22 protein-coding genes and 1 pseudogene are annotated in these 24,947 nt (G+C 67.3%); 14 read left to right on the forward strand and 9 right to left on the reverse strand.

The window, feature by feature from the left end:
• The first annotated feature begins 165 nt into the window (after positions 1-165).
• From IEY89_RS35590 to IEY89_RS35605, 4 genes are all read left to right on the forward strand, one after another.
• Positions 166-3,594 (forward strand): AAA domain-containing protein, encoded by a 3,429-nt coding sequence (locus IEY89_RS35590; RefSeq protein WP_189151675.1) that lies wholly within the window; start codon positions 166-168, stop codon positions 3,592-3,594.
• Positions 3,581-4,990 carry a phospholipase D-like domain-containing protein gene (locus IEY89_RS35595; protein ID WP_189151676.1) on the forward strand — a complete coding sequence of 470 codons (1,410 nt, stop codon included), beginning with the start codon at positions 3,581-3,583 and terminating at the stop codon, positions 4,988-4,990. The genes IEY89_RS35590 and IEY89_RS35595 overlap by 14 nt, the downstream gene beginning before the upstream one ends.
• A 672-nt stretch (positions 4,991-5,662) precedes the next feature.
• Complete coding sequence (locus tag IEY89_RS35600) at positions 5,663-6,445, forward strand: hypothetical protein (RefSeq protein ID WP_189151677.1); 783 nt, start codon at positions 5,663-5,665, stop codon at positions 6,443-6,445.
• Positions 6,435-7,598, forward strand: coding sequence for a helix-turn-helix domain-containing protein (locus IEY89_RS35605; protein WP_189151678.1), 1,164 nt, complete (start codon positions 6,435-6,437; stop codon positions 7,596-7,598). The genes IEY89_RS35600 and IEY89_RS35605 overlap by 11 nt, the downstream gene beginning before the upstream one ends.
• 168 nt (positions 7,599-7,766) lie before the next feature.
• Here the strand turns inward: IEY89_RS35605 and IEY89_RS35610 are convergent, their stop codons facing one another.
• Positions 7,767-8,306, reverse strand: a complete 540-nt coding sequence (locus tag IEY89_RS35610; RefSeq protein ID WP_189151679.1) for a GNAT family N-acetyltransferase — start codon at positions 8,304-8,306, stop codon at positions 7,767-7,769.
• The gene (locus IEY89_RS35615) at positions 8,303-9,616 is read right to left on the reverse strand and encodes an NsdA family TPR-like regulatory protein (RefSeq protein WP_486389068.1); all 1,314 of its coding nucleotides are present in this window, start codon (positions 9,614-9,616) and stop codon (positions 8,303-8,305) included. Before IEY89_RS35615 ends, IEY89_RS35610 begins: the two co-directional genes overlap by 4 nt.
• Positions 9,617-9,830: 214 nt before the next feature.
• On the opposite strand from IEY89_RS35615, the gene IEY89_RS35620 reads away from it, so the two are divergent.
• The 7 genes from IEY89_RS35620 to IEY89_RS35650 all read left to right on the forward strand — a co-directional run bounded on the left by IEY89_RS35620 (position 9,831) and on the right by IEY89_RS35650 (position 15,560).
• Complete coding sequence (locus tag IEY89_RS35620) at positions 9,831-10,277, forward strand: ATP-binding protein (RefSeq protein ID WP_189151681.1); 447 nt, start codon at positions 9,831-9,833, stop codon at positions 10,275-10,277.
• A 192-nt stretch (positions 10,278-10,469) separates the two neighbouring features.
• Entirely contained in the window at positions 10,470-11,363 is an 894-nt protein-coding gene (locus tag IEY89_RS35625) for a glycosyltransferase family 8 protein (RefSeq protein WP_189151682.1), read from the forward strand.
• A gap of 11 nt (positions 11,364-11,374) precedes the next feature.
• Positions 11,375-12,277 (forward strand): phosphotransferase family protein, encoded by a 903-nt coding sequence (locus IEY89_RS35630; RefSeq protein ID WP_229695605.1) that lies wholly within the window; start codon positions 11,375-11,377, stop codon positions 12,275-12,277.
• Positions 12,274-13,008 carry a glycosyltransferase gene (locus tag IEY89_RS35635; protein ID WP_189151684.1) on the forward strand — a complete coding sequence of 245 codons (735 nt, stop codon included), beginning with the start codon at positions 12,274-12,276 and terminating at the stop codon, positions 13,006-13,008. Before IEY89_RS35630 ends, IEY89_RS35635 begins: the two co-directional genes overlap by 4 nt.
• 22 nt (positions 13,009-13,030) lie before the next feature.
• Positions 13,031-13,906, forward strand: a complete 876-nt coding sequence (locus IEY89_RS35640) for a PIG-L deacetylase family protein (RefSeq protein WP_189151685.1) — start codon at positions 13,031-13,033, stop codon at positions 13,904-13,906.
• Positions 13,903-14,520 (forward strand): hypothetical protein, encoded by a 618-nt coding sequence (locus IEY89_RS35645; protein WP_189151686.1) that lies wholly within the window; start codon positions 13,903-13,905, stop codon positions 14,518-14,520. The genes IEY89_RS35640 and IEY89_RS35645 overlap by 4 nt, the downstream gene beginning before the upstream one ends.
• Positions 14,521-14,522: 2 nt before the next feature.
• Entirely contained in the window at positions 14,523-15,560 is a 1,038-nt protein-coding gene (locus tag IEY89_RS35650) for a glycosyltransferase (protein ID WP_189151687.1), read from the forward strand.
• Here the strand turns inward: IEY89_RS35650 and IEY89_RS35655 are convergent.
• A complete protein-coding gene (locus IEY89_RS35655; protein WP_229695606.1) occupies positions 15,547-16,587 on the reverse strand; it encodes a phosphotransferase in 1,041 nt (346 codons plus the stop codon). The two genes, IEY89_RS35650 and IEY89_RS35655, sit on opposite strands and share 14 nt — an antisense overlap.
• A gap of 69 nt (positions 16,588-16,656) precedes the next feature.
• Between IEY89_RS35655 and IEY89_RS35660 the strand changes: the two are divergent.
• Positions 16,657-16,857: pseudogene (locus tag IEY89_RS35660) on the forward strand (IS1380 family transposase); the annotation flags it as partial.
• A 184-nt stretch (positions 16,858-17,041) separates the two neighbouring features.
• On the opposite strand, the gene IEY89_RS35665 reads toward IEY89_RS35660, so the two are convergent.
• The 6 genes from IEY89_RS35665 to IEY89_RS35690 all read right to left on the reverse strand — a co-directional run bounded on the left by IEY89_RS35665 (position 17,042) and on the right by IEY89_RS35690 (position 23,975).
• The gene (locus IEY89_RS35665) at positions 17,042-17,842 is read right to left on the reverse strand and encodes a hypothetical protein (protein ID WP_229695607.1); all 801 of its coding nucleotides are present in this window, start codon (positions 17,840-17,842) and stop codon (positions 17,042-17,044) included.
• Positions 17,843-18,406: 564 nt separating this feature from the next.
• Positions 18,407-20,143: a relaxase/mobilization nuclease domain-containing protein gene (locus IEY89_RS35670; RefSeq protein WP_189151689.1), complete on the reverse strand. Its 1,737-nt coding sequence runs from the start codon at positions 20,141-20,143 to the stop codon at positions 18,407-18,409.
• Positions 20,144-20,148: 5 nt separating this feature from the next.
• Positions 20,149-20,700: a MobC family plasmid mobilization relaxosome protein gene (locus IEY89_RS35675; RefSeq protein WP_189151690.1), complete on the reverse strand. Its 552-nt coding sequence runs from the start codon at positions 20,698-20,700 to the stop codon at positions 20,149-20,151.
• 347 nt (positions 20,701-21,047) lie between these two features.
• Positions 21,048-21,842 carry a DUF2637 domain-containing protein gene (locus IEY89_RS35680; RefSeq protein WP_189151691.1) on the reverse strand — a complete coding sequence of 265 codons (795 nt, stop codon included), beginning with the start codon at positions 21,840-21,842 and terminating at the stop codon, positions 21,048-21,050.
• A 370-nt stretch (positions 21,843-22,212) separates the two neighbouring features.
• Positions 22,213-23,364 carry a DUF3631 domain-containing protein gene (locus IEY89_RS35685; RefSeq protein WP_373287338.1) on the reverse strand — a complete coding sequence of 384 codons (1,152 nt, stop codon included), beginning with the start codon at positions 23,362-23,364 and terminating at the stop codon, positions 22,213-22,215.
• A gap of 371 nt (positions 23,365-23,735) precedes the next feature.
• Positions 23,736-23,975 carry a hypothetical protein gene (locus tag IEY89_RS35690; RefSeq protein WP_189151693.1) on the reverse strand — a complete coding sequence of 80 codons (240 nt, stop codon included), beginning with the start codon at positions 23,973-23,975 and terminating at the stop codon, positions 23,736-23,738.
• Between the two features lie 96 nt (positions 23,976-24,071).
• On the opposite strand from IEY89_RS35690, the gene IEY89_RS35695 reads away from it, so the two are divergent.
• Both IEY89_RS35695 and IEY89_RS35700 read left to right on the forward strand, forming a co-directional pair.
• A complete protein-coding gene (locus IEY89_RS35695; protein ID WP_229695608.1) occupies positions 24,072-24,752 on the forward strand; it encodes a helix-turn-helix domain-containing protein in 681 nt (226 codons plus the stop codon).
• Entirely contained in the window at positions 24,749-24,901 is a 153-nt protein-coding gene (locus tag IEY89_RS35700; RefSeq protein ID WP_189151699.1) for a hypothetical protein, read from the forward strand. Before IEY89_RS35695 ends, IEY89_RS35700 begins: the two co-directional genes overlap by 4 nt.
• The last annotated feature ends 46 nt before the right edge of the window (positions 24,902-24,947 follow it).

Consider the following 24,947-nt stretch of genomic DNA (forward strand, 5'->3'; position numbering starts at 1 on the left):
GTTGCGTAGGCCAAGGGAAGCGTCCTCTCGCAGAACCACTCCGCGAGGATCATTACTCGCCAAGTCCGCACCGTCTCGGTACAAACTGCTGATCCGAGGGGAGACCGCTGGCAAGATGGCCGCTTGTGTGGGCTGCGCGGCAGCCGGGGGAGCAAGGAGCAGTGGGTGGGGACGACGATTAACGGCCGGTTTCTGTTGCTCCCTCAGGAAGCCCGCCCGGGGGGTTTGTCCGAGGTCCGCAAGGCCGTGGACATCAAGAGCGCTGGCGGTGACCACGTCGCTGTGAAGCTGCTCAAACAGCGCGAGGACGACACGATCACTCGGATCTTCCTGGAACGGGAGACCTCTGCGCTCAAGGCACTGAACCACCCCCACATCGTGCGGATGCTCGACTCTGGCTGGGATCAAGGGCTGGAGCGGTACTTCATCACCCTGGAGTGGATTGACCGCAGCCTCAAGGACGAGATGGCGGACGGCCGTCCCCTTGACTGGCCGGCCTACTTCACGCGTATAGGCGGACCGCTAGCTTCCGCTCTCGCGTATGCCCACGAGAAGGAGATCGAGCACCGTGATCTGAAGCCGGGAAATGTACTGCTGGCCAGTGACGGCACGGTCAAGCTCGCCGACTTCGGGATCGCCAAGATCTTATCCAAGGCCGCGGCCGTGACCGACGAGACGGTCGCGGACTTCCGGTCCGCACTGTATTCGCCGCCTGAGCAGAGCGAGACGGTCCCGTACGTGCGTGACGTATACGCCTACGCGGTCCTGGCCATTCAGGTCCTCTCCCGCAGCCAGGCACGTGACTACCACGATCTGGCGACGGTACTCGACGGTCTGGAACTCGACACCGAGATCCGCAACGTCCTCAGAACCTGCATCGACTTCGACCCGAAGAAGCGGCCAGCCAACGCCATCGTCCTAGAACACCGGCTCCTGGAGGCCGAGCGGGTCTGCGAGAACCGTGATGCCCGCCAACGCAACGCGCTCTGGCTGAAGATGACCCGTCGCGCGGCCGAAAGCCTCAGCACCACCCCGGCCGGAGAAGAGATCGACTGGGATGCGGTGAAGAACACGGTGCTGGCGGACATCTCCGGCACCGTTCACGTCGACTACGGCTACAACGCGCAGAGCGACGAGGTCGACACCGGCACGGTGCGGGTGTTCGGTCAGAGTCTGTTTCTGCGCCTGGTCAACGACGAGGATCAACGCGACCGGTGCGTAGTCGTCTCGGCTGAGGAACGAGCAGAGGAATGGATGGCCAAGCGCCGTGCGTCCGCCCTCAAACTCGGCCCCATCCTCACTTGGACGTTCAACGACCCGGGCGAGGACCCGGCGTACGACGGCCTGAACCTGCTGCTGGACAGCCTCAACGCGGAACTGGACGCGCGCGAGACCCTGGCTAAGGAGGGCAAGCGCCAGCAGCTCGGCGACCTGTTCGACGGCTGGCGCCGCGTCCTGGAAGCCCGTGAGGAGGCGGCGGCCAACGGACGGCAGCCGATCCAGTACGAGCGGATGGAAGGCGGCGGCCGTACCCGGGTCTTCCATCTGGCCGCGCCCGACACCACCGCAGAAATTGGCGAAGAGTGGTCAGTCTCGGAGTACCCCTACAGCCGGCCCATCGACCGTGGCGAGATCACCAACCGCACCGACGACACCGTCGTCCTGCGGATGACGCGTCCCCAGGCCGTCCTGCCCGCTCGGGGTGTGCTGCTGCCCTTCCTCGGACCCAGCCAGAATGCGATTAACCGGCAGCGCGACGCGCTCACCGCGGTCGCCGCCGGCCAGACCGCCAATCCCGACCTGCGGCAGATCATCGACAACCCCACGGTCCTTGAGGTCGGCCCGCCCACCGAAGTCACCACCTGGGTCCGCGCCGATCTCGACCAGAGCAAACGAGACGTCGTCGCCCACGCCCTGGGCACTCAGGACCTGCTGCTCGTCGAGGGACCACCCGGTACTGGCAAGACCACCGTGATCGCTGAGATCGTCGAGCAAACCCTCAGCCGGCACCCCACCGCCCGCATCCTCATCGTCAGCCAGACCCACATCGCCATCGATAACGCCCTCAAGCGCCTTGAAGACGCCGGCATCACCGAACTCGTCCGCCTCGGCCGCGTCGACGATCCGCGCGTCGCCGAAAGCGCCCAGCCGCTACTGCTCGATCGGCAAGTCAAGAAGTGGACCCAGGGCGTCCGCACGCGCGCAGAACGACATCTGGAGAACGTGGCCGCCAAGAGCGGCCAGCAGCCCAGCCACCTCAAGGCGGCCTTGGCTCTGGAAGAGCTCGCCGCGGTGGCCGCCAACCTCGCCCACGTGACAACCCGACTCGACGAGCTGGCGAACCAGCCTGTGCCTGAGCGCACCACCTCCGCCAGGGAACTCGGCGAGGAAGTCGTCACCACCCGGGCCCGCCGAGAACAGCTCCTCGAACAGAGAGCGGAGCTGTTCGCTGACGTGCAGACCATGCTCGCCGGCGAACTCACCCTCCGCGAGGAAATGAGCGCCGCAGACGCCCGCGACGTCGTCGAGGTACTCCTTGGCCCGGCCGGGCCCGGCCGGGAACTGATGCACCTGCTGAGCCTGCAGGGCGAATGGCTCCAGCGTATCGGCACCGACCAGAACCTGATCGCTGGCTTCCTGCGCACCCGGCGCGTTATCGGCGGGACCGCGCTCGGCTTCCTCGGCCACCCGGCGGCCCGGGATCTCGAATTCGACTTGTGCATCTTCGACGAGGCGTCCAAGGCAACTGCGACCGAGGCGCTGGTGCCGATGGCCAGGGCCAAGCGGTGGGTGCTGGTCGGTGACACCAACCAGCTGCCCCCCATCGATGAGGATTTGCTGCGCGACGAAAAGATCATGGCCGACCACCAGCTCATCCCCGAATTGGTGAAGACCACCCTGTTCCAGTACTTCGCCAACTCCACCAAGGCACCCGTCAAGCACCTGCTGCGCGAGCAGTACCGGATGACCCCGGCTATCGGCAACATGATCAGCAGTTGCTTCTACGACAACAAACTGATCTCGCCGAACGACCATGTCCTTCCCGGCTACAGCACGGTTAACAAACCCGTCCTCTGGCTGGACACCAGCGCCCTGCCGAACCGCCGCGAGGACGAGCAGTCCGCTGCGCAGACCAGCATCTCCAACCGTCTTGAGGGCCAGCTCGCGATGCGACGCCTGGAAGTCATCGACCGGGCCATCGACAAGGGGGTGATCAAGACTCCCGACGGCAAGCGCCTCGACGTCCTACTGATCGCCCCCTACGGCCGCCAGGTCGACGAACTCACCAAGCGCCTAGCCTCCCTGAGGCTCAAGCACATCGCTCCAGAAGTGCTCTCCGTCGACGCGGTACAGGGCCGAGAATGCGATCTCGTCGTGTTCTCCGTGACCCGCAGCAACGTCAGCGGCCGCTTCGGATTCCTCGGCCAGCCCTACTGGCGCCGCATCAACGTCGCACTCTCGCGCGCCCGCTACGGCCTGATCATCGTCGGCGACGCCGGCTTCTGCCGCAGCAAGCCAGGCGCCCTACGCGACGTCCTCGACTACATGAGCGGCCACCCGGAAGACTGCGAGATCCGCAATGCCTACCTCTAGTCCCGCCTTCGGCGACGACAGCCTCCTGGCCCTCCGCTTCCACAACACCCGTCCCGGACTCGAACTTATCCAGATCGCCGACGCCGCGCTGCCCGTCGCCCGGATCACCGCCGAGGTCCTCGCCCAGGACAGCAAGGACCTCCCGCTCATGGAGGAATTCGTACTGCGGCTGGTCGAGCACAACGTGAGCAGCGCGCGTGGCATCGCCGGCCTGCTCGGCCTGCCCGAAAACATGGTCGAGCGGACCGTCGCCGTGCTGTTCGGTTCGGACGACCTCAAATGGGCCCGCCCCACCGCCGCAGACGTAGGCCGGGCCCCCGGGCTACGTCTCACCGACAAGGGTCATCTCACCGCTCAGAGGGCCGCCGCGATAGCGCCCGTGCGGGTCAACCAGCCTCTCGTCTACGACCAGATGCTGTGGAAAGTAGCCCCCTACGACCGCCGCACCACCATCCCGCGCGGACAGGCCGAGGAAAACGGCCTGCTCATGCTGCCAGTGGCACAGTCCGGGCCCGTCAACGACGGCGACATCACCGCAGCCGAAATCACCACTCTGCTCCGCGAGAACGGCAACAACAAGCGCGAAGTCCTCCAGGTCAAAGGCATCTCCCAGGCCCCGGCCCGCCGTGTTCTGCCGGTCAAACTCCTGGTGTACGCCGACGCGGAACGTACCGACGTCGAAGTCGGCATCGTCGTCGACGGCGAACTCAGTCAGGCCCACGAACTCGCCCTCATCGGCCACGGTGGTGCCAAGGCCCTCGGCATCACCGTCGCGCCGCCCCCCGAACGCCCTCTCCTGGACCCCGACCTTGAAAAGGCCCGCGTGCCGCTGCACGAGGTCACCCAGCAGCGTGCAGAACAGGCCGCATTCCAGCTCGGCGCTCACGCCCCCACGCCCGGTCCGCCAGCAGTTCAGCAGCCACAGGCAGACGAGATCCGAGCCATCGGCGTCTTCGAGCACCCGGATGTCCTCGACGACGCACTCACCAACGCCCGCCGCCGGATCCTGATCATCTCACCGTGGATCAAGAACGCGATCATCACCACCGACTTCCTCAGCAAACTCGAACGTCGGGTCAAACAGGGCGTCAAAGTGGACATTGCCTACGGCTACGAGGAGAACGACACCAAGACCGACCCAGCCTCCGTCCGCAAACTCACCAACCTCGCCGACCGCTACCGCGACAAACTCAGCTTCACGCGCCTGAAGAGCACCCACGCCAAGGTTCTCGTCTACGACGATGTCTGGGTGACCACGTCCTTCAACTGGCTCTCTTTCAAGGGTGACCCCGAGCGCACCTACCGCATGGAGGAAGGAAGTCTCGTCCGCAACCGCCAGATCGCCGACACCCAGTACGCCCGCTACCTTGAGCTGATCGCCGACCAGCGCCGATAACTGTCAGCCGTGGTGCCTCCCGCATGCCGCTGCCGCGGAATCCGGCAGCAGGAACGTCGAGTCTGCGGTGCCGATCGTGGCAGTGGCGGTACCGCACGGCCTGCCGACTCGGCCAGGACGTCTGAACCCAAAGCGGTTCGAACGTCCCCGGCCTCTTCGCCGCCAGCCGCGTCGTTGACCACATCTACCGCCAGGTCATCGCCGCCGCCGGTAGTGGCTGCGCAGCGACCCTGGACATCGCGCGCTGCCTCGCGGGCCTAAGCGACGGCAGCCCCAGCGGGGCTGAAGGCGTCGTAGCCACGGCCTGTCGCACGGAGCAGAGGCGCTGGAACTGAGAGTGAACAGCTGAGGGAGGGCCCCTCACGGTCAAGTCGTCGCCGAACGGGCACCACTCAACTGCCGGATGTCCGCAAGCCGTTCCCGCTCCCGGATGCCTCGGTGGACGCCGCCTTCGCTCACATGCTGCTGTGCATGGCGCTCTCCACTCAGGAGATCCACGCCCTGATCTCTGGGACCCGATCTCCAACGCCCGCACCTGCCGCTGGGCAGATCCACCTGCGACAACACTTTGAGAGGCAGGCGACTGAAGCAGAAATGCAAGTTTTACGTGTGGAACTGAAGCACTACGTGTACCATTGCGCATGGAACACTAGCAGCGGACTGGAGTGACACATGGACGGTTCCATCCCCGCCTGGGCTCAGTCGCGGTTCGGCGAACATGCCGCGACGATCCAAGGCGCCATATGGCGCGCCCTCAACGAGACGGCCCAGGGGGTTGCCGATATCCGGGCAGTGTCGCGCAACAAGAAGGGGTTCGCCCCTGGGGGTGAACGCGCCGTCGACCAGTTCGAGCTCCTGGTCGCCGAACTGGAGGAGCTCGCGATCGAGGGAACCGAGGTGGTCAGCACGGGCTCCTGGTATGGCTTGCCCCTCGTGCTGAACACGCTCATCTACCCGGTCCACACGCAAAACGGAGACGAGCACGTGGACCGCTGGCCTCGTCGGAGGCTGTCGAAGCTAATGAAGGAGATTTTCGCTTCGACAGCGGCTGGCAGGAGATGGGTAGCCGATCCCATCACTGGCTTCGATGCCGACGAAGAGCTCCGTGCTTCGCTAGCCGAGCTCGCGGGGCGCGATCCGAGACCTCGGTTGGTGCTTGTTGTCTATGAGTTGGATCGTTCCGGACTGAAGCGCACATGGTGGGGTGAGGCCGAACTACGGGATGAAACGGGCGCCATTCGATGGCTGACCGAGCGTTCGCCGCTCGTAGCGCCACTCGCTACCCCTCTTGCCCCTGTGGCAGACGAGGCAGGAGATGATCGGTTCGACTCGGGCGACCTGCCAGACCTGCCGATCGCCGACAGGTCCGAAGAGGAGCAACACTCTGAACAGCCTCTGCCCACCGAGCGAGCAGACGAGACCGACGACGACGCCGTAGAGAGTGATGAGAGCTGACCATCCAACGATCCCCGGCCTTGGTGGAGTATCCCCCAAGGCCGTCTGGGATGCGTTTCACCCGCCTCGCCTCACACAAGCCCGCCATCTAGCAGGCATGACCAAGAAGGAGGTTGCCCAGGATATCGGCGTCTCTCCCGCTGCTGTCGGACAGTATGAAACAGGCAGCAGTAAGCCGAGGCCGGACCTTCTCCCTCGATTGGCTGATGTCTTGGGGGTCCCGCTCGAGTTCTTCCTCGCAGGGAGGCCGATTGGGAAGCTGGACACGTCAATGGCCTATTTCCGCTCGTTGCGATCTACGAGCGGGGCACAGAGGAGCCGTGCGCTCGGTTTCGCAGGGCAGGTGTGGGAGTTGACTTTTGCCCTAGAGCGTCGCGTTCAGCTTCCTCTTGTTAACCTTCCTGGATTCACTGGCGGCGAAGTACATCCAGGCACCGAATTGCCTTCAGACGCTAGGGAAGCTGCGCAAGATCTTCGCGCTTATTGGAAACTCGGTCGAGGTCCCGTCAAGCACTTGGTGCGACAACTGGAGACTCACGGAATCGTGGTTTCTGTCCCGCCCGAAGCCGATGAAGCCGCATCCAAAATTGATGCGTTTGCGACTTCGGGCTTGCCTCGCCCGCTCATGGTACTGACCCGTAACCGAGCAGATGACGTGTACAGACATCGATTCAGCGCAGCGCACGAGTTGGGGCACTTGGTCCTACATTCCTCTTCTGCCGGAGATAGTCAACAAGAGCGGGAAGCTGATGCTTTTGCGGCCGAATTCCTCACGCCGCGAACGAGCATCCTTCCTTTCCTTCCACGCCGCATGGACCTGGCGCAACTTGCTGACCTGTCGCGCACGTGGGGCGTCTCGGTCAAGTCTCTGATCTATAGATGCCGTGAGCTCGGACTGGCATCAGACGCCACCGCGAGCCGCGCTTACCAGAGGCTGAATGCTTTGACTGGCCAGCCAGGTTTCTCTCCGGAACCTGTGGAGCGCTTTCCTGGCGAGCAGCCAATCATGCTCCAAAGGGCATTCGAGCTCGCACAGAAAAATCAAGGGCTAACGATTCGCGAATTGGCGAAGGAGCTCGCTTGGAGAGCGGAGCGAGTCCAGGAAATTCTGGGAGCACGAGAGACTCGGCCCGTTCTTCGCCTGGTTGACTGATTTGCAGGTGCGGCCTGCCACAGAGAGAACTTCGGCAGGCCGCACCTTTACGTCACAGAGAACGCATCTAGCATCCTTTTTGATTTCCGTGCGACTCGTCACCATGCTGCCGGGGCCACCACGTTCACGCCGTGCTGCTCGAAGACGGCGGGCAGTCGTGCGGGGCGGTCAGCGGCTGACCCGGATCATCACGGTAAGGACCGGCGAGGCTGGCGACGGCTGGCTCTGCCCGATGTCCTCGTACCCCCACGACTCGTAGAGCGCGTGGACCTTTCCGTCGCCGGCGGCCGGGTTGACCATGAGCGTGACGAACGGCTCGTCTCGTGCGGCGAGGAGGGCGTCATGGATGCGCCGGGCCGTGCCGGTCTTCCGCCAGATGGGGCGGACGCCGATCTCCTTCAGGGCTACGGCCGGACGCTCGGTGTACTTGTCCGCCGGCGCGGGTGTGGTGCGCTGCCAGTAGCGGTCGCCGTGCTCGATGGTGTTGCCGTAGGCGTAGCCGACCGGATGCCCGTCCGCGTATGCGAGGACGGCCGTGAACCCCGGCTCGGTGCTGTGCCGGTCCAGGCGCTCGCCGAATGCGGTGACCGCGTAGTTCGGCAGGTGGAGCAGCGGGGCGCGCACGTCGGCGTACACATCGAGGAGATCGCCTCGGGCGGTGTCGAGGGTGGTGAAGGTGCGCAGTTCGATGGCGGGCGCCGTGGTCATGCGGCAATCCTCCAGGTGGCGGCGTGCTCGGTCCAGGTCTGCGCGGTGGTGGTGTCCGGTGCGGTGGCGCGTAGCGCGGCCCCGAACTCCTGCAGCATGCGCGTCACCCGGGCATGCTGGGTAGCGGCGTCGGCCGGGACCTTCATGGCAGTGGCCGTCGCGGTTTCGGGCGCACCTTGGGCGAGCTGGGCATGTGCGAGCCGGGTCGTGGTGATGGCCCGGGACCGGACCATGTGGGGCCGGAGGGCGTACAGGCAGCGGTGGGCGTGGTACTCGGCGGTCGAGTAGTCGCCGAGCGCCAAGTGTGCTGACAGAGCCAGGGAGTCCAGCTCGGCCTGGTCGTAGAAGGCGAGCATCCACACCGGCCGGTAGTCGGCGGGGTCGGCGCGCAGCATGGCCTCCTGCGCCTGCTCGAAGGCGCGGCGGGTGCCGGTGCGGTCGTGTGCCGCGCCGTGGATGGCGCCCTGGCGGGCCAGTCCGAGGGATGCGAACAGGGGGTCTCGGCGGGTGAGGTGCAGGTTGCGGGCGACGTCGTTGGCTGCGAACGCGTCGGCGGGTCGGCCCATGTGGCGGTACATGGTCCCCGCGTGACTCCAGATGCGGAACTTGATCGACTGGTCGCCGGACATCTCGGCGAGAGCCTGCGCCTCACGCATGTGCGCCTTCGCGACGTCGTAGCGGCGGCCGTCGATGGCCGCCCACATCGCCGAGGAACGGAACGCGGCTGCGGAGGCGTAGAGGTTGCTGCGTACACGCTGGCTGGCGCTGCCGGCGTTCTGGAGGTTCAGGGCCTCGTCGGCGAGCGCGGCGGCCCGTTTCTCGATGCCGAGTTGGCCGCCGTGGCGGTGGTCGCTGGCGATGATCTCGGCGAAGCGCTTCTGTAGACGGTCGACGTCGCTCATGCCGATGCGGCGTGGGGATGCGGTGCCGGGAGCGGCGGCTGCCGCAGCGGCAGCCGCCGCGATCCCGCCGACGAGGGTACGGCGCTTCATGTCGGGGTCCTCCTGCTGCGGTGGGGCCGGGGTGGACGGAGTCCGACCCCGTGGCACGAACCCTAGAGCGACGGCGGGCAGGCCGCTGACGTCCTCAAGTGCCGTGCGGGTAGCCGATTTGGGCCACGCGACCCGGCCTGCTTTCCAGTCCCGGACCGATGAGCCGTCGAGGCCGCCGTGTCTCCCAGTCAGCTGCTCTAAAGCCCTGTTCACAGCCTCAGCAAGGCCGTTGGAGCTGTAGCCGTGTTCGGCCATCCACGCCTCAAGAACGGCGTTGCGCGTGGTGTCCATGTCCGCACGGTAGCTCTCACGCCCCATCACCCACCAGGTAAAGGGAAGGTCAAATCGCCCTAGTTCCTTCCAGCGCAAGGAGGGCTGATCGCCCTAATCACCTTGCTCAGAAAGGGAGTTGTCTTGTTGTCGGTCGCTCGCCACGCCCCACCGTGCGGGCGGCTGTTGACGGCCCGGCCCGCCCCTGAGGTTCCCCCGCGGGGGTGGGCCGGGCGCCGAGACAACCCGAAGGCTCCCCCCAATGACGAGACTCACTACGCCAGTTCACGTCGTCTCCGTCGGCCACCCCGCCTACAGCCAGACCTTCCCCTGCGAGCCGTCCACGGCCGAGATCGGCCGCCGGCTCCTCCGGGACGTCCTCGGCATATGGCGCCTCGACAACCTCGCCGACCACGCCGCGCTGATCGTCACAGAGCTGATCGCGAACGCCACCAGGCACACCCCGTGCCACGAGATTCGCCTGTTGGTCGAGCGGCCGAGCGCGACACGGCTACGTGTGGGTGTGTTGGACCGGGAGCCGGCGCGCTTGCCGACTCTCAGCCAGGCCGATGCCGATGACGAGTCGGGCCGCGGGCTGCTCCTCATCGACGCAGTCGCTGACCGCTGGGGATACGACCTGCGCAGCTCGGGCGGGCGCCCATGGGGCAAAGAAGTCTGGGCCGAACTCCGTATCGAGGACGGCTCGTGAAGACCCCGGCCACGGCGCACCTTCCCCTTCCGCACGGCGCCCCCCGCCCCCAACAAATCCGCGGGGTGAGCGAGGGCTCCAACGCCACCTGCAGCACCTGTAATTCGCACCCTCGTATGGCCTCCGGACCATGCACGGGTGCCGTGCGGTGATCACCCGTCGCTGTCTTGGCTCGTCCCTTGGAGGACTTCGGTGTACGCGATCGGCTTATGCATCGACGAGCGGTACATGCTTCCGGCGCTGGCCACGGTGTCCTCACTGGCGAACGGGCTGGCGCCACGAGAGCGCAAAGAAGTGGCGCTGCGCGTTCTGGCCTTGGACCTCACGGCCGCGCATGCCGTGACGCTGGCGCAGTTCGCCCGGCGGCTCGGTTTCGGATCGTTCGACATCCGGTGGTGTGCCCCGCCGGCCGCGTCCCGTCTGGTGGACGCCGAGTACATCAGCATCACCACCTACCTGAGGTTTCAGTTCAGCCCGGCGTTCGTCGGCCGTCCCTACCTGATTTACGTCGACTCGGACATCCTGGCGCGAGGGGACCTTTCGGTCCCGCTCCACGACCTGCCGGACGGGCAAATGGGTGCCGTGCAGGACGAGTTCATCCCGCAGGTCGGCGGAACAGGGCACGCGCTGCCTGGAGTGGCCGAGCGGTGGCCGCAGCTGCGGGACCGCGTCTACTTCAACGCGGGCGTGCTGTGGATGCCGGTGGCGATGCTGGCGTCCATCCGCGCCGGAGTCGAGGAGGCACTCGTCCGCTGCCGGCGGCACATCCTTCACAACGACCAGGACGCGCTGAACCTGTGGCTGCTGTCCTCCCAAGCCGTGCGTCCGGTCAACGCGGTGTTCAACCGGTTCGAGCTGGGGCGCTTTGGGGAGCGCGGGAACTGGGTGCGGCGGGTGGTGGACCGGCCGGTGCGCTCGGACCCGGATGCGGTCCTGGTGCACTTCGTCGGGCCCGAGAAGCCGTGGCTGGCCAACTGCCCGGCGACGGAGGACGTCCGCGAGTACCGGGCCCATCTGCGGGCCACTGTCCGCCACGTCAACGGCATGGGTGAACTGGGCATCGAAGCTGCCGGCGGTGCCCGATGACAGGGGCGGCGGTGGAGCCCGTTGTCGCCCGGGCCTGCTCGGGACTGCTGTCGGTCGGCGCGGTCTCCTCCCGGCGGTTGAAGGCGGGATCGCGCTCGGCCGTCTACCGCGTGGCCCTGGCCGACGGGCGCCGGGTGATCGTGAAGGTGTTCTCGGATACTGCCAGCCGAAACGCAATCAGCGAAGGCCGAGTGATCGAGGCCGCAGCGGGCATCGTCCCCGTCCCCGCGGTACTGGGCTGCGGCCTGGTCCCCGGGCACCCGGCGACCGCGCTCGTCACCGCGGATCTCGGCGATCTCACGCTGGACGGGGCCATCAAGGCGGGCCGCATCACACGCCGGCAGGCTCTGGAGCACCTCGGCATCCTGCTGGCCCGCTTCCACCAGATCCCCGACAGACGGGCCGGACTCCCGGTGCGGCCGTTTACCGAGCATGTCGCGTGGCTGGCCCGCCGCTGTTCGCGCGAGGTGATGGACCGGCTCGAACCGGCCCTGGACGCCATGGCGGACCCGTGCGCGGAGCAGGACCGGATGGTGCTGGGCCACGGCGACCTGCACGGCGACAACATCGTCATCCCCGAGCACGGCCCGGACGCCGGTCTCCTCCACGTCATCGACTTCGCGCAGACCACGCTGTGCGTACCGGAGTTCGACGTCGCCCAGACCCTGACCGTCACCAGCGCCGTGGAGCCGGAAGAGCGGCAGTACGTCACCGCCGCCTACGGCCGCAGTTTGGACGAGGCGCTCGTAGAAGCGTCCGTCGCCTTCCACACCGTGCGCTGCTGGACCCATGCCGTCGCGTCCGGCGACGAGCCCAGCCGCGCCCGGTGGGCAGCCCGACTCCATCGCGCGGCAGAACGCACCCCGCACCTGTTCCGCACCCCCACCCCCATGAACGAAAGGAGCAGGCGGTGAGTACTCCGACTCTGTCGATCGTGATCCCGGCATTCAACGAAGGCGCCTACCTGCCGCGGTATCTACCGACCGTCATCAAGTCCCTCCAGATGTGGGAGGAGGCGACCGGCGAGAGCGGCGAGATCCTCGTCGTGGACAACGCCAGCGTGGACGACACCGCCAAGGTCGCCGCCTCCCTCGGCGCCCGCGTCGTGCACGAAGACGTCCGCAACATCGGGCAGGTCCGCAACACCGGCGCGGAAGCCGCCCGGGGCCAGTACCTCTTCTTCATCGACGCTGACGTCGCCGTCCCGGTCGAGGGCATCACCACTGTGATGCGTCTGCTCGTCTCCGGCCTGCACGTCGGCGGAGCGATCCCCGCGCTCTACACGCCCAAGCGGCTCGGTGCCCGACTGCTGTGCCGGTACTGGGACGCCTACCGACGCAGGCACCGTGGCGCCCAGGGCGTGGACCAGTTCTGCACCATCGCGGCCTTCCGCACGCTCGGCGGGTACCGCACCGACTGGTTCATGAGCGAGGACGTGGAGTTCTTCGCCCGACTGCGCCAGCTCGGCGACGCCACCCGCCGGCCCGTTGTCCTCGTCGACGAACTGCGCGTTCGGCCCTCCACCCGCCGCTACGACCAGTGGCCGACGTGGCGAATGGTGTGGTGGCAAAACCCGATCACAGCGCGTCTCCTGCCGGCATCCGCCACCTTTTGGCGGCACTGGTACCAGTCCACCGTCCGCTGACCTGGAGGCGACCCGCGTGCCGATGCTGCCCGCACCAGACGCCCAGGGGATCTACACCTTCCCCACCGACCTGATGACCGCCCACCTCAACTGGCAGGAAGAGACGGCCACCCGCAAAGCCAAGGCCCCGGTGCTGGAGGTGACGGCGCCGCACAGCGGCACCCACTACGTCATCGAAGAGCGCCGTCCCGCCGGCCGCCCGGTGGTGGTGATCGAACCGAACCACGACGACTTCGCGCTCTCCGCCTCCGGTCTGTTCCTGACCCGGCCCCGCCCGCTGACAGTGATCACGGTCTTCAGCCGCTCCTTGAGCGTCCACCCGGCACTCGAAGCCGCCTACCCCACCGTGGAGGCGGTCTCCACCCTGCGGGAGCGGGAAGGCGCCGAGACCCTGCGTCCCTTCGGCGCGGCGCAGCATCTGCTGGGCCACAAGGACGCCGCCCCTCCCTACCGGGCATACGACCCGCTGCGCCTTGAGAAGATCACCGAGGAACTGCGCTCGCTGTTGGCCGGGCATCCGGATGCGGAACTACTGGCGCCGGCCGCAGTGACCCGCCATCCCGACCACCTGCTGGTCCACGAGGCCGCCCGTCGCCTGGGCTGCCGCTGGTTCTTCGAGGACCTCGCATTCTGGTCCACCTACGCCCTCACCGGCTGCGACCAGCACCTGTTCCGTGTCCGCACCGGCACCAGCCTGGCACCCGAACTCGCCGACATCACAGACGTGTTGCTCGACAAGGTCACGCTGCTACACCTGCACGGCTCCCAGATGCACCCCGCGGCCAAGATGTACCGCCCCATCCGCCATGCCTGGACCGTGGCCGAGGACCGCCCCGGCACCCCGAACCGGGCCGGTCCCGCGTACGCCGAACGCTTCTACCGCCAGGAGACGTCGTGACGATCATCTGCCTCGAAGGCCCCTCCTACGGCGGCAAGACCACCGCGATCGGACACCTGCGCACCACCCCCGAACTGGCCGACAGTGCAGTGTTCCTCGGTTGCTACGTCCGCCACCTCCGGCGTACCCATCCGATCCCTCCGGCTCGGACCTACTCGGCCTCCGAACAGTTCGCCGCGTTCGAGACATTCATGACCGCTGAGATCGACCGAGTTGCCCAGGCCACCGAGAACCCAGGCCGCCTGGTCATCCTGGACCGCTCGGTGGACACCCTCATGGCCCATGCCTACGCCATGGATCAGCTCTACGGCTTCCGGGTGCATGCCCAGGTCCGTCGACGCCTTGAGGAGCTGCCACATCTGCGGCCGGACCACACCATCTACCTCGATGTGTCTGCCGAGACGCTGCGGCGCCGTCGCCGGACCGAGGCCGGCTCCCTGGCCGAGAGCGAGTACTTCCTCCACGACGCAGCATTCCTCGCCCAGGCTCGCGCCTACTTCCTCGACAAGCCCCGGCCGCCGATCACCCGCCAGATCACCGTGCTCCCCGCCGACGCACCACCGGGCCACATCGCGAAAACCGTGCAGGACCTGGTCGAAGCCTGGAGCCGGTGACCATGCCGACCGTACTGTTCGCCTGGCGCCGCACCCCGCCGCCGCTGCTGATCGGCGGGGCCGAGGTATCCCAGCAGCTCCTAGCCGAGGAGTTCGCCGCCTCGGGCTGGCAGGTGACCTACCTCGGCTCCCACGAGGCGCCATGGAATCGCGTCAGCGAACTGCCCGCCTTGCACGGGCACTTGGGCGCCCACGACGTCCCGTACGAGGTGCGCCAGCAGGAGGTGCGCTACGAGTGGAACGGCGTGCGCTGCCGGGCCGTAGCTCAGGACTGGATCCACTCCGCCCTCGCCGCCGCCCTCGCCGAACTCGCACCCGACCTGGTGATCACCTCGCAGGAAGGCGCAGCCGACCTCGCCGCCCAGGCACGCCACACCACACAGGTGGCCGCCTGGCTGCACTCCGTCTCACCGACCAGCCTGAACGTTCTCCACGGCAGCCCGCAAACCGCCCTGGCCGTCTCCCGGTTCGTCCTGTCCCGGGCGCGCGTGCAGTCAGGAACGCGGGCTGTGCTGCTGTATCCGCCCTTCACCCGTCCGGCGCCGGGCCCCGAGCCGTCCGGGGACGCGATCCTCATGGTCAACCCAGTGCCGCAGAAGGGCGCCGCCCTGCTGCACCAGCTCATCGACCGGCTGCCCGGTCAGCGGTTCACGCTGGTCGAGGGTTGGTGGGACACCTCCGGCGACTTCGCCACGTACCCGAACGTCACCTATGCGAGCCGCACCTACGACATGAGCCCGCTCTACGCAGCTCACCGGCTGCTCCTGGTGCCTTCCACTGTCGAGGACGCCTTCCCTCGCGTAATCATCGAAGCCGGTCTGCACGGCCTGCCAAGCCTGGGCGCCGACCGCGGCGGCATCCGCGAAGCGATCGGTGACGGCGGCGTGATCATCCCCGGCGACGCTGGTACGGAGGCGTGGGCCGCAGCGATCAGGGCAGCCCCCGATCCACTGCTGGGCAAGCGGGCGCGCGAGCAGTCCTTGCCGTTCACCCGACCACGCCTGCCCGAGCTCAAGGCGGCCGGGGTTATCCCGTCATAGCGGCCCGGACCTCATCCAGGCGATCCGTCCACCAGTGCAAGAGTGCCTCATCGTCCAGGAACAGATCGTCGAAGCCGTGATCGCCGTGCTTGTAGTGGAAGCTCAACTGCCAGAAATCGGTCATCCGCTTCCACCACAGTCGGCGTACCCCGTCGGCCAGATCCTCGACGGACAGGTCGACCACACGTCGGTAGCCCCCGACGAACGCGCTCACCCGCTCCAGATCGAACCGTCCTTCGACACCGAACTGCACCTGCGCCGTCCGCGCGACCTCCTCGGCATACGGACGCACCCGCAACCGGTCCCAGTCCAAAACCGCTGCCACCTGGCCGCCCTGCCACAGGATGTTGCGGTACTGGAAGTCACCGTGCGTCCAGCCGTACGGGCCCGCTGGTACATCGCCCTTCGGGTACAGATCGCCGTACTTCCCGAGCAGCTGCTTGCGCTGTTCCATCGCCTCGGCAACGGACCGGTCGAACGCGGAAGGGGAATCCAGGGCAGCGACGGTGGCCAGATAGCGGTCCGCCGCCTCCAAAGCCTTCGCCACCGAGGCAACCTCTGCCGACGGTGGAACGGCAGGCACCGGTGCGGGGGCGTTCGCAACCAACGCGCGGTGAATGAGGCCGAGCCGCTCACCCAGATCGGACACATGGTCCAGGGGCAGGTCGCTGCCGCGTACGTGCTCGCCGTCCACCCACTCGATGACGCAGTACCCGTGGTCTTCGACCTCGGCGACGGTGTCGCCGCTACCGCTGACCAGCGGTGTGCAGACCGGGATCCCGTCTGCGGCCAGCGCCGACAGCGTCCCGAGATTGCGGCGGGCCGCCTCCAGCGGCACGTCGATGATCTGCTTCACCGCGAAGCGGCCCCGGGTGGTACCGATCCGCCAGTTGCGGTTCATCAGGCCGTCCGCCAGGTACTGAGGCGGCTCCGTGAGTTCACCGAGATCGAAGGCGTTGGTAATCGCCGCAAGATCCCTGCTGAGGGAGGTCTCCCGGGCGTCATCCACTGCTGCGAGGTCGGTCACCCGGCGCAGGATACGCGTTCCATCCCCGCACAAAACAACCTTCACGGTGACCCGCCCGGATACTGCAGGTCACTCGACCTGCCGACCTGGATGCCGATGCTTGCACTGAATGACCAGGCCCGACTCTGGGAGCCCAGCCGCCTGTTCAGCCCGGTCGGCCAGCTCATCACCACTGGCCGCCGGATCCTCCGCCTCGCCCGCCACTGGCCCTGGACCCATGTCGTCACCAGCGCCCTCCGACGGCTCGACCAACTACCCAACCCAGCCTGACCAGTAGCTTTCGCGTCCCTGCAAGCAGCACCACGTCTCCGGAGCAGTGGAACCCCGCGCCCACCCGACACGTCAGTCGGGCCACCGGCCTGCCCGCCAACAGCCACGGAACGCAAAACGGTCCGCCGACTGCGTGTCGGCAGACCGTCACGAAAGATCGCAGCTAGGCCAGCGACGGTCTGGCTCATTCCTGCGACCGATAGTGCGGCCGCTCTTGGTCTCTGAGCGGGAACCGCGTCTGGCTCGGGTCAAGGAAATCAATAAGCTCCGTCAAGCGCATGTTGAGTTCCACAAGACGATTACTCCCGGGTGCCTGTGAAGCGAAGTTTACGACGCCCTGGTCTACCCTCTTGAACCATCCTGCGAAATACTCATCCCTATCCAGCCGTGCACAGAACTCAGCGAAGCCTATGCAGCGCCAGTTCCGGCGCTCACCATCACGCTCCGGAACAATCATCAACTCACCGATAGCTCGCTGCTGACCTGTAGGAACATGAAATATCGGATCCAGGTCAACAGCAAATAGAACCCGCCGAATAGTGGTCAGATATTCAAGTAGGCTGCGGTTCATGCGCTGGTCTCCGAGATCCAGAAATCCTACAGTGCGCCGAACTATCTCCACCCACCCTAAGTACTCTGCCAGCACAAACACAGTATGCCTACGAGCATACACATTCATGAAATCGACGCTGGTTGGAATAGCATCTTCGCCATTGATTAAGAATCTGGTCAGGAACTCGTCATCGAGGATGGTTCGTATTCGACTTCGTAGATCATGCATAGCCCAGAGGAAAGGATCTCGGTAGCGAGCCATGAGGTCTTGCTCGTCCTCACGTCGCACTCTGCGAGCGAGTGCATAGTTGAGCGGAACGCTCGCGACTGCAACCGCGAGACCCGCTCCGCCAGCGATGAGCGCAACCACGACTTCGGCTTGCACAACAACACCCCCAGCCAACGACCATCCGGACGGGACGGGTTTGCCCACGGCTATGACGCAGTGACCCTATGTGCCGGTTCCGCGACACATCGCAATACATGTCGATGACCATGTCCTCACCCTTGGCCTCGACCTCACCGAATGTTGTGGCCGTGGTCTCTTGACTACGTTGAGCGCGTGTCATCCAAGTAGGCCGACCTCTGGACCCCGGCGGTCTGCTCTCGCTGCGGTGACGCCGTACGGAATTCGCACTGGACGGCGCCCTGCTTGGCTGCGGCGTGCTCTTCCGGTTCCACCGAGGCGCCTCCGGCGGGCCCCAAGCCTGTATCGCGGCGATGTGAACTGTACCCACGAGTGACTAGCCAGAAGGGCCAAGTGGAGCCATTCCAGGCAACCTTCACGAGAGGCGACCTTCACAGATTGGGGCCGCTTCGAGACACCTCCGTAGTCCCAAATGACGTCGCCGTAGCCAGTGCAGGCCCGTCGGCTCAGATCCGGTGTGGTGATGGTCACGACGTATCTCGTCTCGGCGTACAGATCAACCTTCGGCTGCGACTTGCCCATTGGGCCCCTGCGGCAGAAGCACACTCCGCCCTGTGGTTCTGACGGGGTCTACCGGCGCTGTCGGTGCTGCTGTTCTGCGGATGTTTTGGCTGCCGCTGGGGGCTGAGGCTTTCGGGCCTGCTGGACGCTGACTGAGGTCGTGATGTTCGAGCGTCGGCGGGCTGCTTCAGCGCGGCGGTTGGGTGCGGGATTGCGGCTGGTGTGCTGGATTCGGGTGATCAGGACGCGGGCGGGTTGGCGAGCGGTGGTCAGCTCGCGTTGGGTGGCGGCCTCTTTGAGGAGTCGGTGGGGCTTGTGGCCGCCTGCTTCGGCATCGGCGAGGACGGTGGCGAGGGCGGGCCAGCCAGGGTCGGCGAGAATCCGGTCAGCGTGTTCGGGAACGGCCGCGCGTACGTCGCTGGCCAGGGTGCGACGGGTCTCTTCGTTCGGTCGGCGGGTTTCGAGTTCGGCAAGCGTGGGGGCGAGGGCGCGGTCGGCGGTTATCTGAAGGTGCTGGACGGCTTGCCGGGCGGCGTCGGTCTGGTGGGCGTGGCCCTTCGCTTCGTGCCAGCGGCCGGCGAGGATGGCGGCCCAGACCATGGCGGCGATGAGGGCGGCGAGGGCGCTGCCGTCGGGGCCGGTGGCGGTGTTGACGATGTCGCGGGCTGCGGCCCGCAGGGCATGGGCGGCGCGGTCTTCCGCCCTGATCTGAGAGCGCTGGGCACGAGCGAATGCCTTGCTGGCCGTCTGCAGTTGGACGCGCAGGTCTGAGGGGGCCTTCTGGGCGGTGGCTTCCATCAGTTCCCCGAGGGCGGTGATGTGGGCCTGGGCGCGCGCGTCACCAGCGTCGCCGGTGCCGGTGTCCGTGATCTCGGTGTGGAGAATGTCGAGGGCGTCGGTGGCCCGCTGCCAGGGAGTGCTGGGTCGGTTGCGACGGGCGGTGGGGTGTTCTTCGGACCGGCTGGATTCGAGGCGGGCCTTGATTTTAGGCAGGGAAAGGTCGGGAGAAATCTTGCTTCCGGGGTGGTAGATCTGCTCGCCGGCCTCGTTGACGTCGCCGGGGCGGCCGACGGCATACCCGAGGAGGTCCCCTGACGGGCCGCGCCGGACCTGGACCTCGATGCCGCTGGCTTCGAGGTAGGCGATGAATTCCTCGGCGTTGGTCACGTGAGTGATGGCCGCGCGGACGCGGTCCTGGAGCCACTCGGGGCTGGGCTCTTCCCAGCCGAGGCGTTCGGCTTTGTGCATCTCGGCCTGAGTGGGGCGCCGGGCGGCAGTGCGGTCGCCCTTCTTCAAGCGGCGCAGCCCATAGTCCTTCTCAATCTCACGGCAGGCGTCGCCGACGCGGAGGCCGCTGTCGTGGAGCTTGGGACGCCGTCCGTCTTCGCGGACGGTGGTGGCGAGGATGTGGATGTGGTCGTCGGCGTGGCGTACGGCGATCCAGCGGCAGCCCAGGTCGTCGCCGGCGGGGGCGATGCCGGCCGCCTCGACGATGCGCTGGGCGATCTCGCCCCACTCTGCGTCGGAGAGGTGGCGGTCCTCGGGGGCGGCGCGGACCGGGCAGTGCCAGACGTGGTCGGTGACCGGCTTGCCGAACTCGCTGTTGCGCAAAGAGACCGGCTCGTCGAGGTAGTGGCCGAGTTCGGTGAGGGTGGCGTTCTCGTCGCGGCCGGGGTCGGGCATGCCGAGCATCGCGAAACCCGCCACGATGTGCGGGTCGAAGTGCTCGTCGTGAGTTCCGCGGCCGTAGAGGTACGCGAGCAGGCCCCGGGTGTTGGCCCCGGCTGGCTTGATGGCGGCGATCACGCTGGTCAGACCTCCCGCAGGTCGGTGGGCTCGCGCAGGGCCTCGGCGATCAGCTCCAGCAGGTCGTGGAGCTCGTCCAGGCGCTGACGTATGTCGGGTGGGGTGTGGTCGCTGTTGAGGGCGCGGGCGATCTGGTTGACGTTGACGCCGATCCGGTTGAGCTGACGCAGCACCTGGGCGCGGAACATGTGGGTGCGGCGACGGTCCTCGGATAGGGGCAGATTGGCGGTGAACCGGCCGGTGACGAAGGCGAGGACGATGTCGGCGGCGAAGCCGGAGTCGCCCTTGTAGCCGTGCTCGGCGGATGCCTCCTGGAGCTGGGTGTGCTCATCGCCGGTGAAACGCAGCGGGCCGACGCGCACGACCCGCTTGGTGCCGGTGAAGCGACGGATCGTGGGCTGCACGCTCTGCACGGCAGGCTCGCCGGCCGCAGCAGCTGCGGTGTCGGCGGGGCGCAGGACGGCTTGCTGGACGGAGTGAAGCGTGTCCAGGTCGGAGCCGCCCTCGGCCCCGACCCCCTGGTCCGGCGCCCCCTGGCGCCGGGCCGTCTCCGCCACCCCCGGGGCGGAGACCCCTGAAGTCCGGCCATGAGTCGGACTCGGGGTACTACTGGCTCCGCCAGGGGCAGCCCGTCCGAACGACTGCCGCAAACGCCCCAGCAGCGTAGGGGACTTCACCTGAGGCAGGGGATCCTCGGGAGTGCGGTCGGGGTGGTTCGGGTGGTGCGTCACGAGCTGTTCTCCGGAAGTGGTCGCAAGGGCAGGTGGGGCGCCGGGGAGGGGTCGGCAGGGTGTTGGTGATCGGCGCCCCATCCACAGGTGTGGATAAACGGAGGGCGGGTGGGGCGGTGGCCGACGGGCAGGGGTGACCGGAAGCCGTTCCGGCCACCCCGTATGGATTCCGGTCAGTTGCTGTCCGGACCTGATCCAGCAGCTTCGATTTCGGGCCGGAGGATCTCCATCACCTCGGTCTGCCGCTCACTGCCGATCGTCAATTCCCTGTCCTTGACGGCCTTCCGGAGAAGGGACCGGCTGAGCGTGCCGTGCTCAGCGATAGCGATCCGGCCGATCTCCACAAGTTCCTCAACCGTGGCGCTTGCAGGACGGCCACCGCGCGGCTTGCTCTCCGAAACCCGGACCGGTGGTTCCGGCGGCCCGGCGGACGTGATCGTTACCATGTCGGCGGGCTGTGGGGAAGGGGTGTCCGCATGGCCTGCGGGTTGACCGACGAGCTGGTGGATCTGCCGCATCAGGACACCGAAGGCCAGCAGCGCGGCGGTCGGGGGAACCGCGGCGACCACGTAGTCGAGCAGGGGCACGGCGCCGGTGCCACCCGTGCCGCTGACACCGGCCACGTTGAGCGCGATGGAGCCGACCGATCCGGTGGCCGTGAGTGCGATCGCCCCCTTGTCGGTCACCCGGCGCAGTCCCGCGCGGAGCATGAGCAGTTCGCCCGCGACGATGAACGCGTCCAGGGTCGCCGGCCAGGCCCACTGGCGGGCCGGGGAGCTCTTGAGGCCATGTTGTCCGGCGACCTCGGCGAGATGCGCGTACGAGAGCCAGAACCCGCCGGCCGTGAGGGCCACGATGACCACGCCCGCTGAGACGAGCGTGAATTGCTCGGCAGCCTGCTTGGTCAGTATCGGCCGTCCCTCGTCGAGGCGGTTGTCCTGGCGGCTGGAGGTGGTGAGCCTGGTCAAGCGGGGTGCTCCTGGGCGTTGGCGGTGTGGTCCGTCTTTGCCGTCTTGGCCGTTGCAGGCGCAGGTCAGGGCAGGTACGGCATGGGGTTCGGTCTGCCGTCCCGGCCGATGCCGGAGGCGTTCTCCGACCTGTTCGGCCGGGACGGCGTAGTGGTGTGGTGCCGTCCCGGCGACTGACGCCCTGACCTGCGGCGATACGGCGGGGACGCGCGGGACGGCACAAGACGGATCGGGACGTGGTCCCGGCCAGGCAGCGCGCTCATCATGATCGCGTTGCCGTCTTGGCCCCGGTTGCCGTCTTGCCCGCATGCCGTTTGACCTGCGAGATCACGGCAGGGACGGCAGGGACGGTCACCCGGGGGTGCGGGACTCAGCCCGAGGCGGGGGCGACGGGCTCGGCGTCCACCGGGTGGACGGCGGGGCAGTAGCGCCGCCACGCGTCGAGGAACTTGTTGCGCATGTAGCCCTTGCGCTGGGTCCCGTCGACGAGGCGGACGTTGCCGGGCTTGATGACGTACGGGCTCAGCATCCTGGCCAGTTCGCGGGCATCCAGTCCGTTGCGCCCCCACTCCGCCCAGGGCGCCTCGACGTCCTGGCGCAGGTGGTACAGCAGCTCGTCCGTGGAGAGGCTGTCCACCTCGCGCTGGGCGGCGAAGACCCTGCGGATGTCGGCGAGAATCCGGGCTCCGCCGGGCCGCTCCTCCTCCGCCTCGACCTCCGCGGCCACCATCCGCGCACACGTCGTACGGGCCCGGCGGGGCCAGGACCCGGCAGCAAGGTCGGCGATGATGACCAAGGGTTCCCAGGTATCGGCGGCCCGGTCCTCCACCGGCAGGACCGGTTCCACCTCCGCCGCCTCGTCCAGCAACGGCCGGGCCCATGCGGCGATGCGGTCCCGCAGTTCATGGAGCCCGGGGATGTCGCGGCGGGAGCGGAAGGGCTTGACGTGCTCCCCCTGGGCGCGACGGCGCATGCGGACCACGATCGACCGGTCCATGATCGTGTCGGGCAGGTCACCGATGCCCGCGAGCGCGGCCATGGCGAAGGTGGCGAACCGGTGCGGGGTGTGGTCGTTGCCGACGACCCGGGTGACGTACCGGTTGCGCTGGTGGCCGGCGTTGAGTAGGCCGCGCATCTCCTCGTTCTTCTCCGCCTGCTTCGGCGTGCCGAAGATGGTGTCCGCCTCGTCCACCAGGAGCGTGGGCGGTTCCTCAGTGATCGACCGGAAGACCGCGGCCGGGGTGGTGTTGATGGTGAGCATCGGCTCGTGGACCGTCTCGGTCAGCACGTCCAGCAGCCGTGACTTGCCGCACCGTTTCGCCGGCCCCACCACCGCCAGACGGGGCGCGTGCTGCCATGCGGGCTGCAGATGTGTCGCCGCCGCCCACAGCGTGACCGCGTCCAGCGCCTCCGGCGAGGGCAGGATCACGAACTTGGCTATCCGCGCACGCAGTTCGTCCAGCAACGCCGAGCCAGGGGTCGGCTCCGGATCCGGCGCCGCTTCCTCGGCGTGCTGATCCACCGAAGTGGCGTCAGGCGCAACGTCGTTGGCGGACGTCGGGTCTTCACTGGCGTGGTGGCCGAGTTGGCCGGGGACGGTGACGGGCGGCCACGAGGGCGTGTCGGAGTCGGAATAGGGCTCGGCTCCCGCATGTTCCACGGGGCAGCTCCTCGTCTGGCGGTGGCGGGCTTGTGGGCCCTTGCCGCCGGGTTGGTTCTTCCAGGGCCGGTCGGGGTTGCTGGGGTCTCCGGCGTTGCATCGCCGGAGACCCGCCCCCTTCTCGCGGGCACCAGGCCATCGCGAGGGAACACGGACGGTACGTCCACACCCGGCAACAGTCCAGCGATTCTGTGTCAGCTCAGCGCAGAATGGTTTGCTACTCTGCCGCCCCATCACGCCGCCAGGCCCAACAGATCGAGCAGATCCGCGGTCACGACCCGGTAGGCGTTGCCGAGCCTCAGCACCTTGCACGGGTACTCGCCGCGCTTCGCCAGCTCGTACCCCTTGCTCCGCCCGAGCCCCAGAGCGCGGTTGCCTGTTTCCAGGTCAACCGACACAGGGAGGGCAAGCAGCTCTTCCCGGCTCATCCCTTTCGCGCCCGTCATCCGCCCGGCCGTCGCGTCTTCGCGCATACAGCGCGCCCCTTTCGGTACAGCCCTCGGCGAACGCGACCGTCACGTCCGGCTCCAGGCGTCTATCTACCAGGATGGTCAAGCTAATGTGTCTCCATGACACAACGCGGTGTGGATCCTGATGAGGACGACGTTCCGGAGTGGGCGGACCGGGTCAAGGCCAACGTCGCCGGCGAAGTCCGGCGCAGAAGAAAGGAGATGGGATGGAGCGCGCAGGACTTGGCCGACGCGTGCGAGCAGCTCGGGCATCCCATCCCTCGCAACGTCATCGCCAACATGGAGTCCGGCCGCCGGGCCAGCCTTCCCCTGGTGGACGTCATGGTCCTGGCCGCCGCCCTGGAGACGTACCCGGTCTGCCTGATCTTCCCGGTCGGCTACGTCGAGAGGACCCAGGAGCTCCCCTTCCAGGGCCTCGTGCCCACCTGGGACGCCCTACGGCGCTTCACCGGCGACGAGGACATTCCCTTGTACGACGCGGGGCTGGTCCCCGACTTCGAAGCGCACGCCAGCCTCGTACGCACCGCACTGGCCGCCCTCGAAGAGGAAGAACGGGCGCGGTTCGCAGTCAAGACGGCGACCAACCGCGCCCAGCAGGAAGAAGCCGAGCGCAGGCGGAGCAAGTATGCCGACGAGGCCGTCTCCGCCAAGTACAACCTCCGCTACCTCCGCCGCGACATCCGCGACGAAGGCGCCACCCCACCCCACCTGCCACCCGCCCTGGGCGACGTCGACCCACCCGAACCCAGCCCCAACACCACCCCGGAGGAACGCCTTTGAAGGGCTCCACCCACCGCCGCTGCTACTGCCGTGACCCCGAGACCGGCAAGCCGCTCGGCAAGAACTGCCCCAAGCTCTCCAGCCGCAAGCACGGCTCGTACTCGATACGCCAGGAACTCCCGCCGACCGAAGACGATGGCGTCCCTTGACGTGGTGTAGCCGATCAAGGTGAGGGAGTGCGCCGGGGGCGTGTGC

This window comes from Streptomyces lacrimifluminis, from assembly GCF_014646095.1.
Classification (GTDB): domain Bacteria; phylum Actinomycetota; class Actinomycetes; order Streptomycetales; family Streptomycetaceae; genus Streptomyces; species Streptomyces lacrimifluminis.

Coding starts and splice junctions, on each gene's coding strand:
- IEY89_RS35595 (WP_189151676.1), top strand. CDS start 3,581: ATGCCTACCTCTAGTCCCGCCTTCGGCGACGACAGCCTCCTGGCCCTC.
- IEY89_RS35620 (WP_189151681.1), top strand. CDS start 9,831: ATGACGAGACTCACTACGCCAGTTCACGTCGTCTCCGTCGGCCACCCC.
- IEY89_RS35600 (WP_189151677.1), top strand. CDS start 5,663: ATGGACGGTTCCATCCCCGCCTGGGCTCAGTCGCGGTTCGGCGAACAT.
- IEY89_RS35610 (WP_189151679.1), bottom strand. CDS start 8,306: ATGACCACGGCGCCCGCCATCGAACTGCGCACCTTCACCACCCTCGAC.
- IEY89_RS35650 (WP_189151687.1), top strand. CDS start 14,523: ATGCCGACCGTACTGTTCGCCTGGCGCCGCACCCCGCCGCCGCTGCTG.
- IEY89_RS35605 (WP_189151678.1), top strand. CDS start 6,435: ATGAGAGCTGACCATCCAACGATCCCCGGCCTTGGTGGAGTATCCCCC.
- IEY89_RS35690 (WP_189151693.1), bottom strand. CDS start 23,975: ATGCGCGAAGACGCGACGGCCGGGCGGATGACGGGCGCGAAAGGGATG.
- IEY89_RS35615 (WP_486389068.1), bottom strand. CDS start 9,616: ATGGGGCGTGAGAGCTACCGTGCGGACATGGACACCACGCGCAACGCC.
- IEY89_RS35695 (WP_229695608.1), top strand. CDS start 24,072: ATGACACAACGCGGTGTGGATCCTGATGAGGACGACGTTCCGGAGTGG.
- IEY89_RS35640 (WP_189151685.1), top strand. CDS start 13,031: ATGCTGCCCGCACCAGACGCCCAGGGGATCTACACCTTCCCCACCGAC.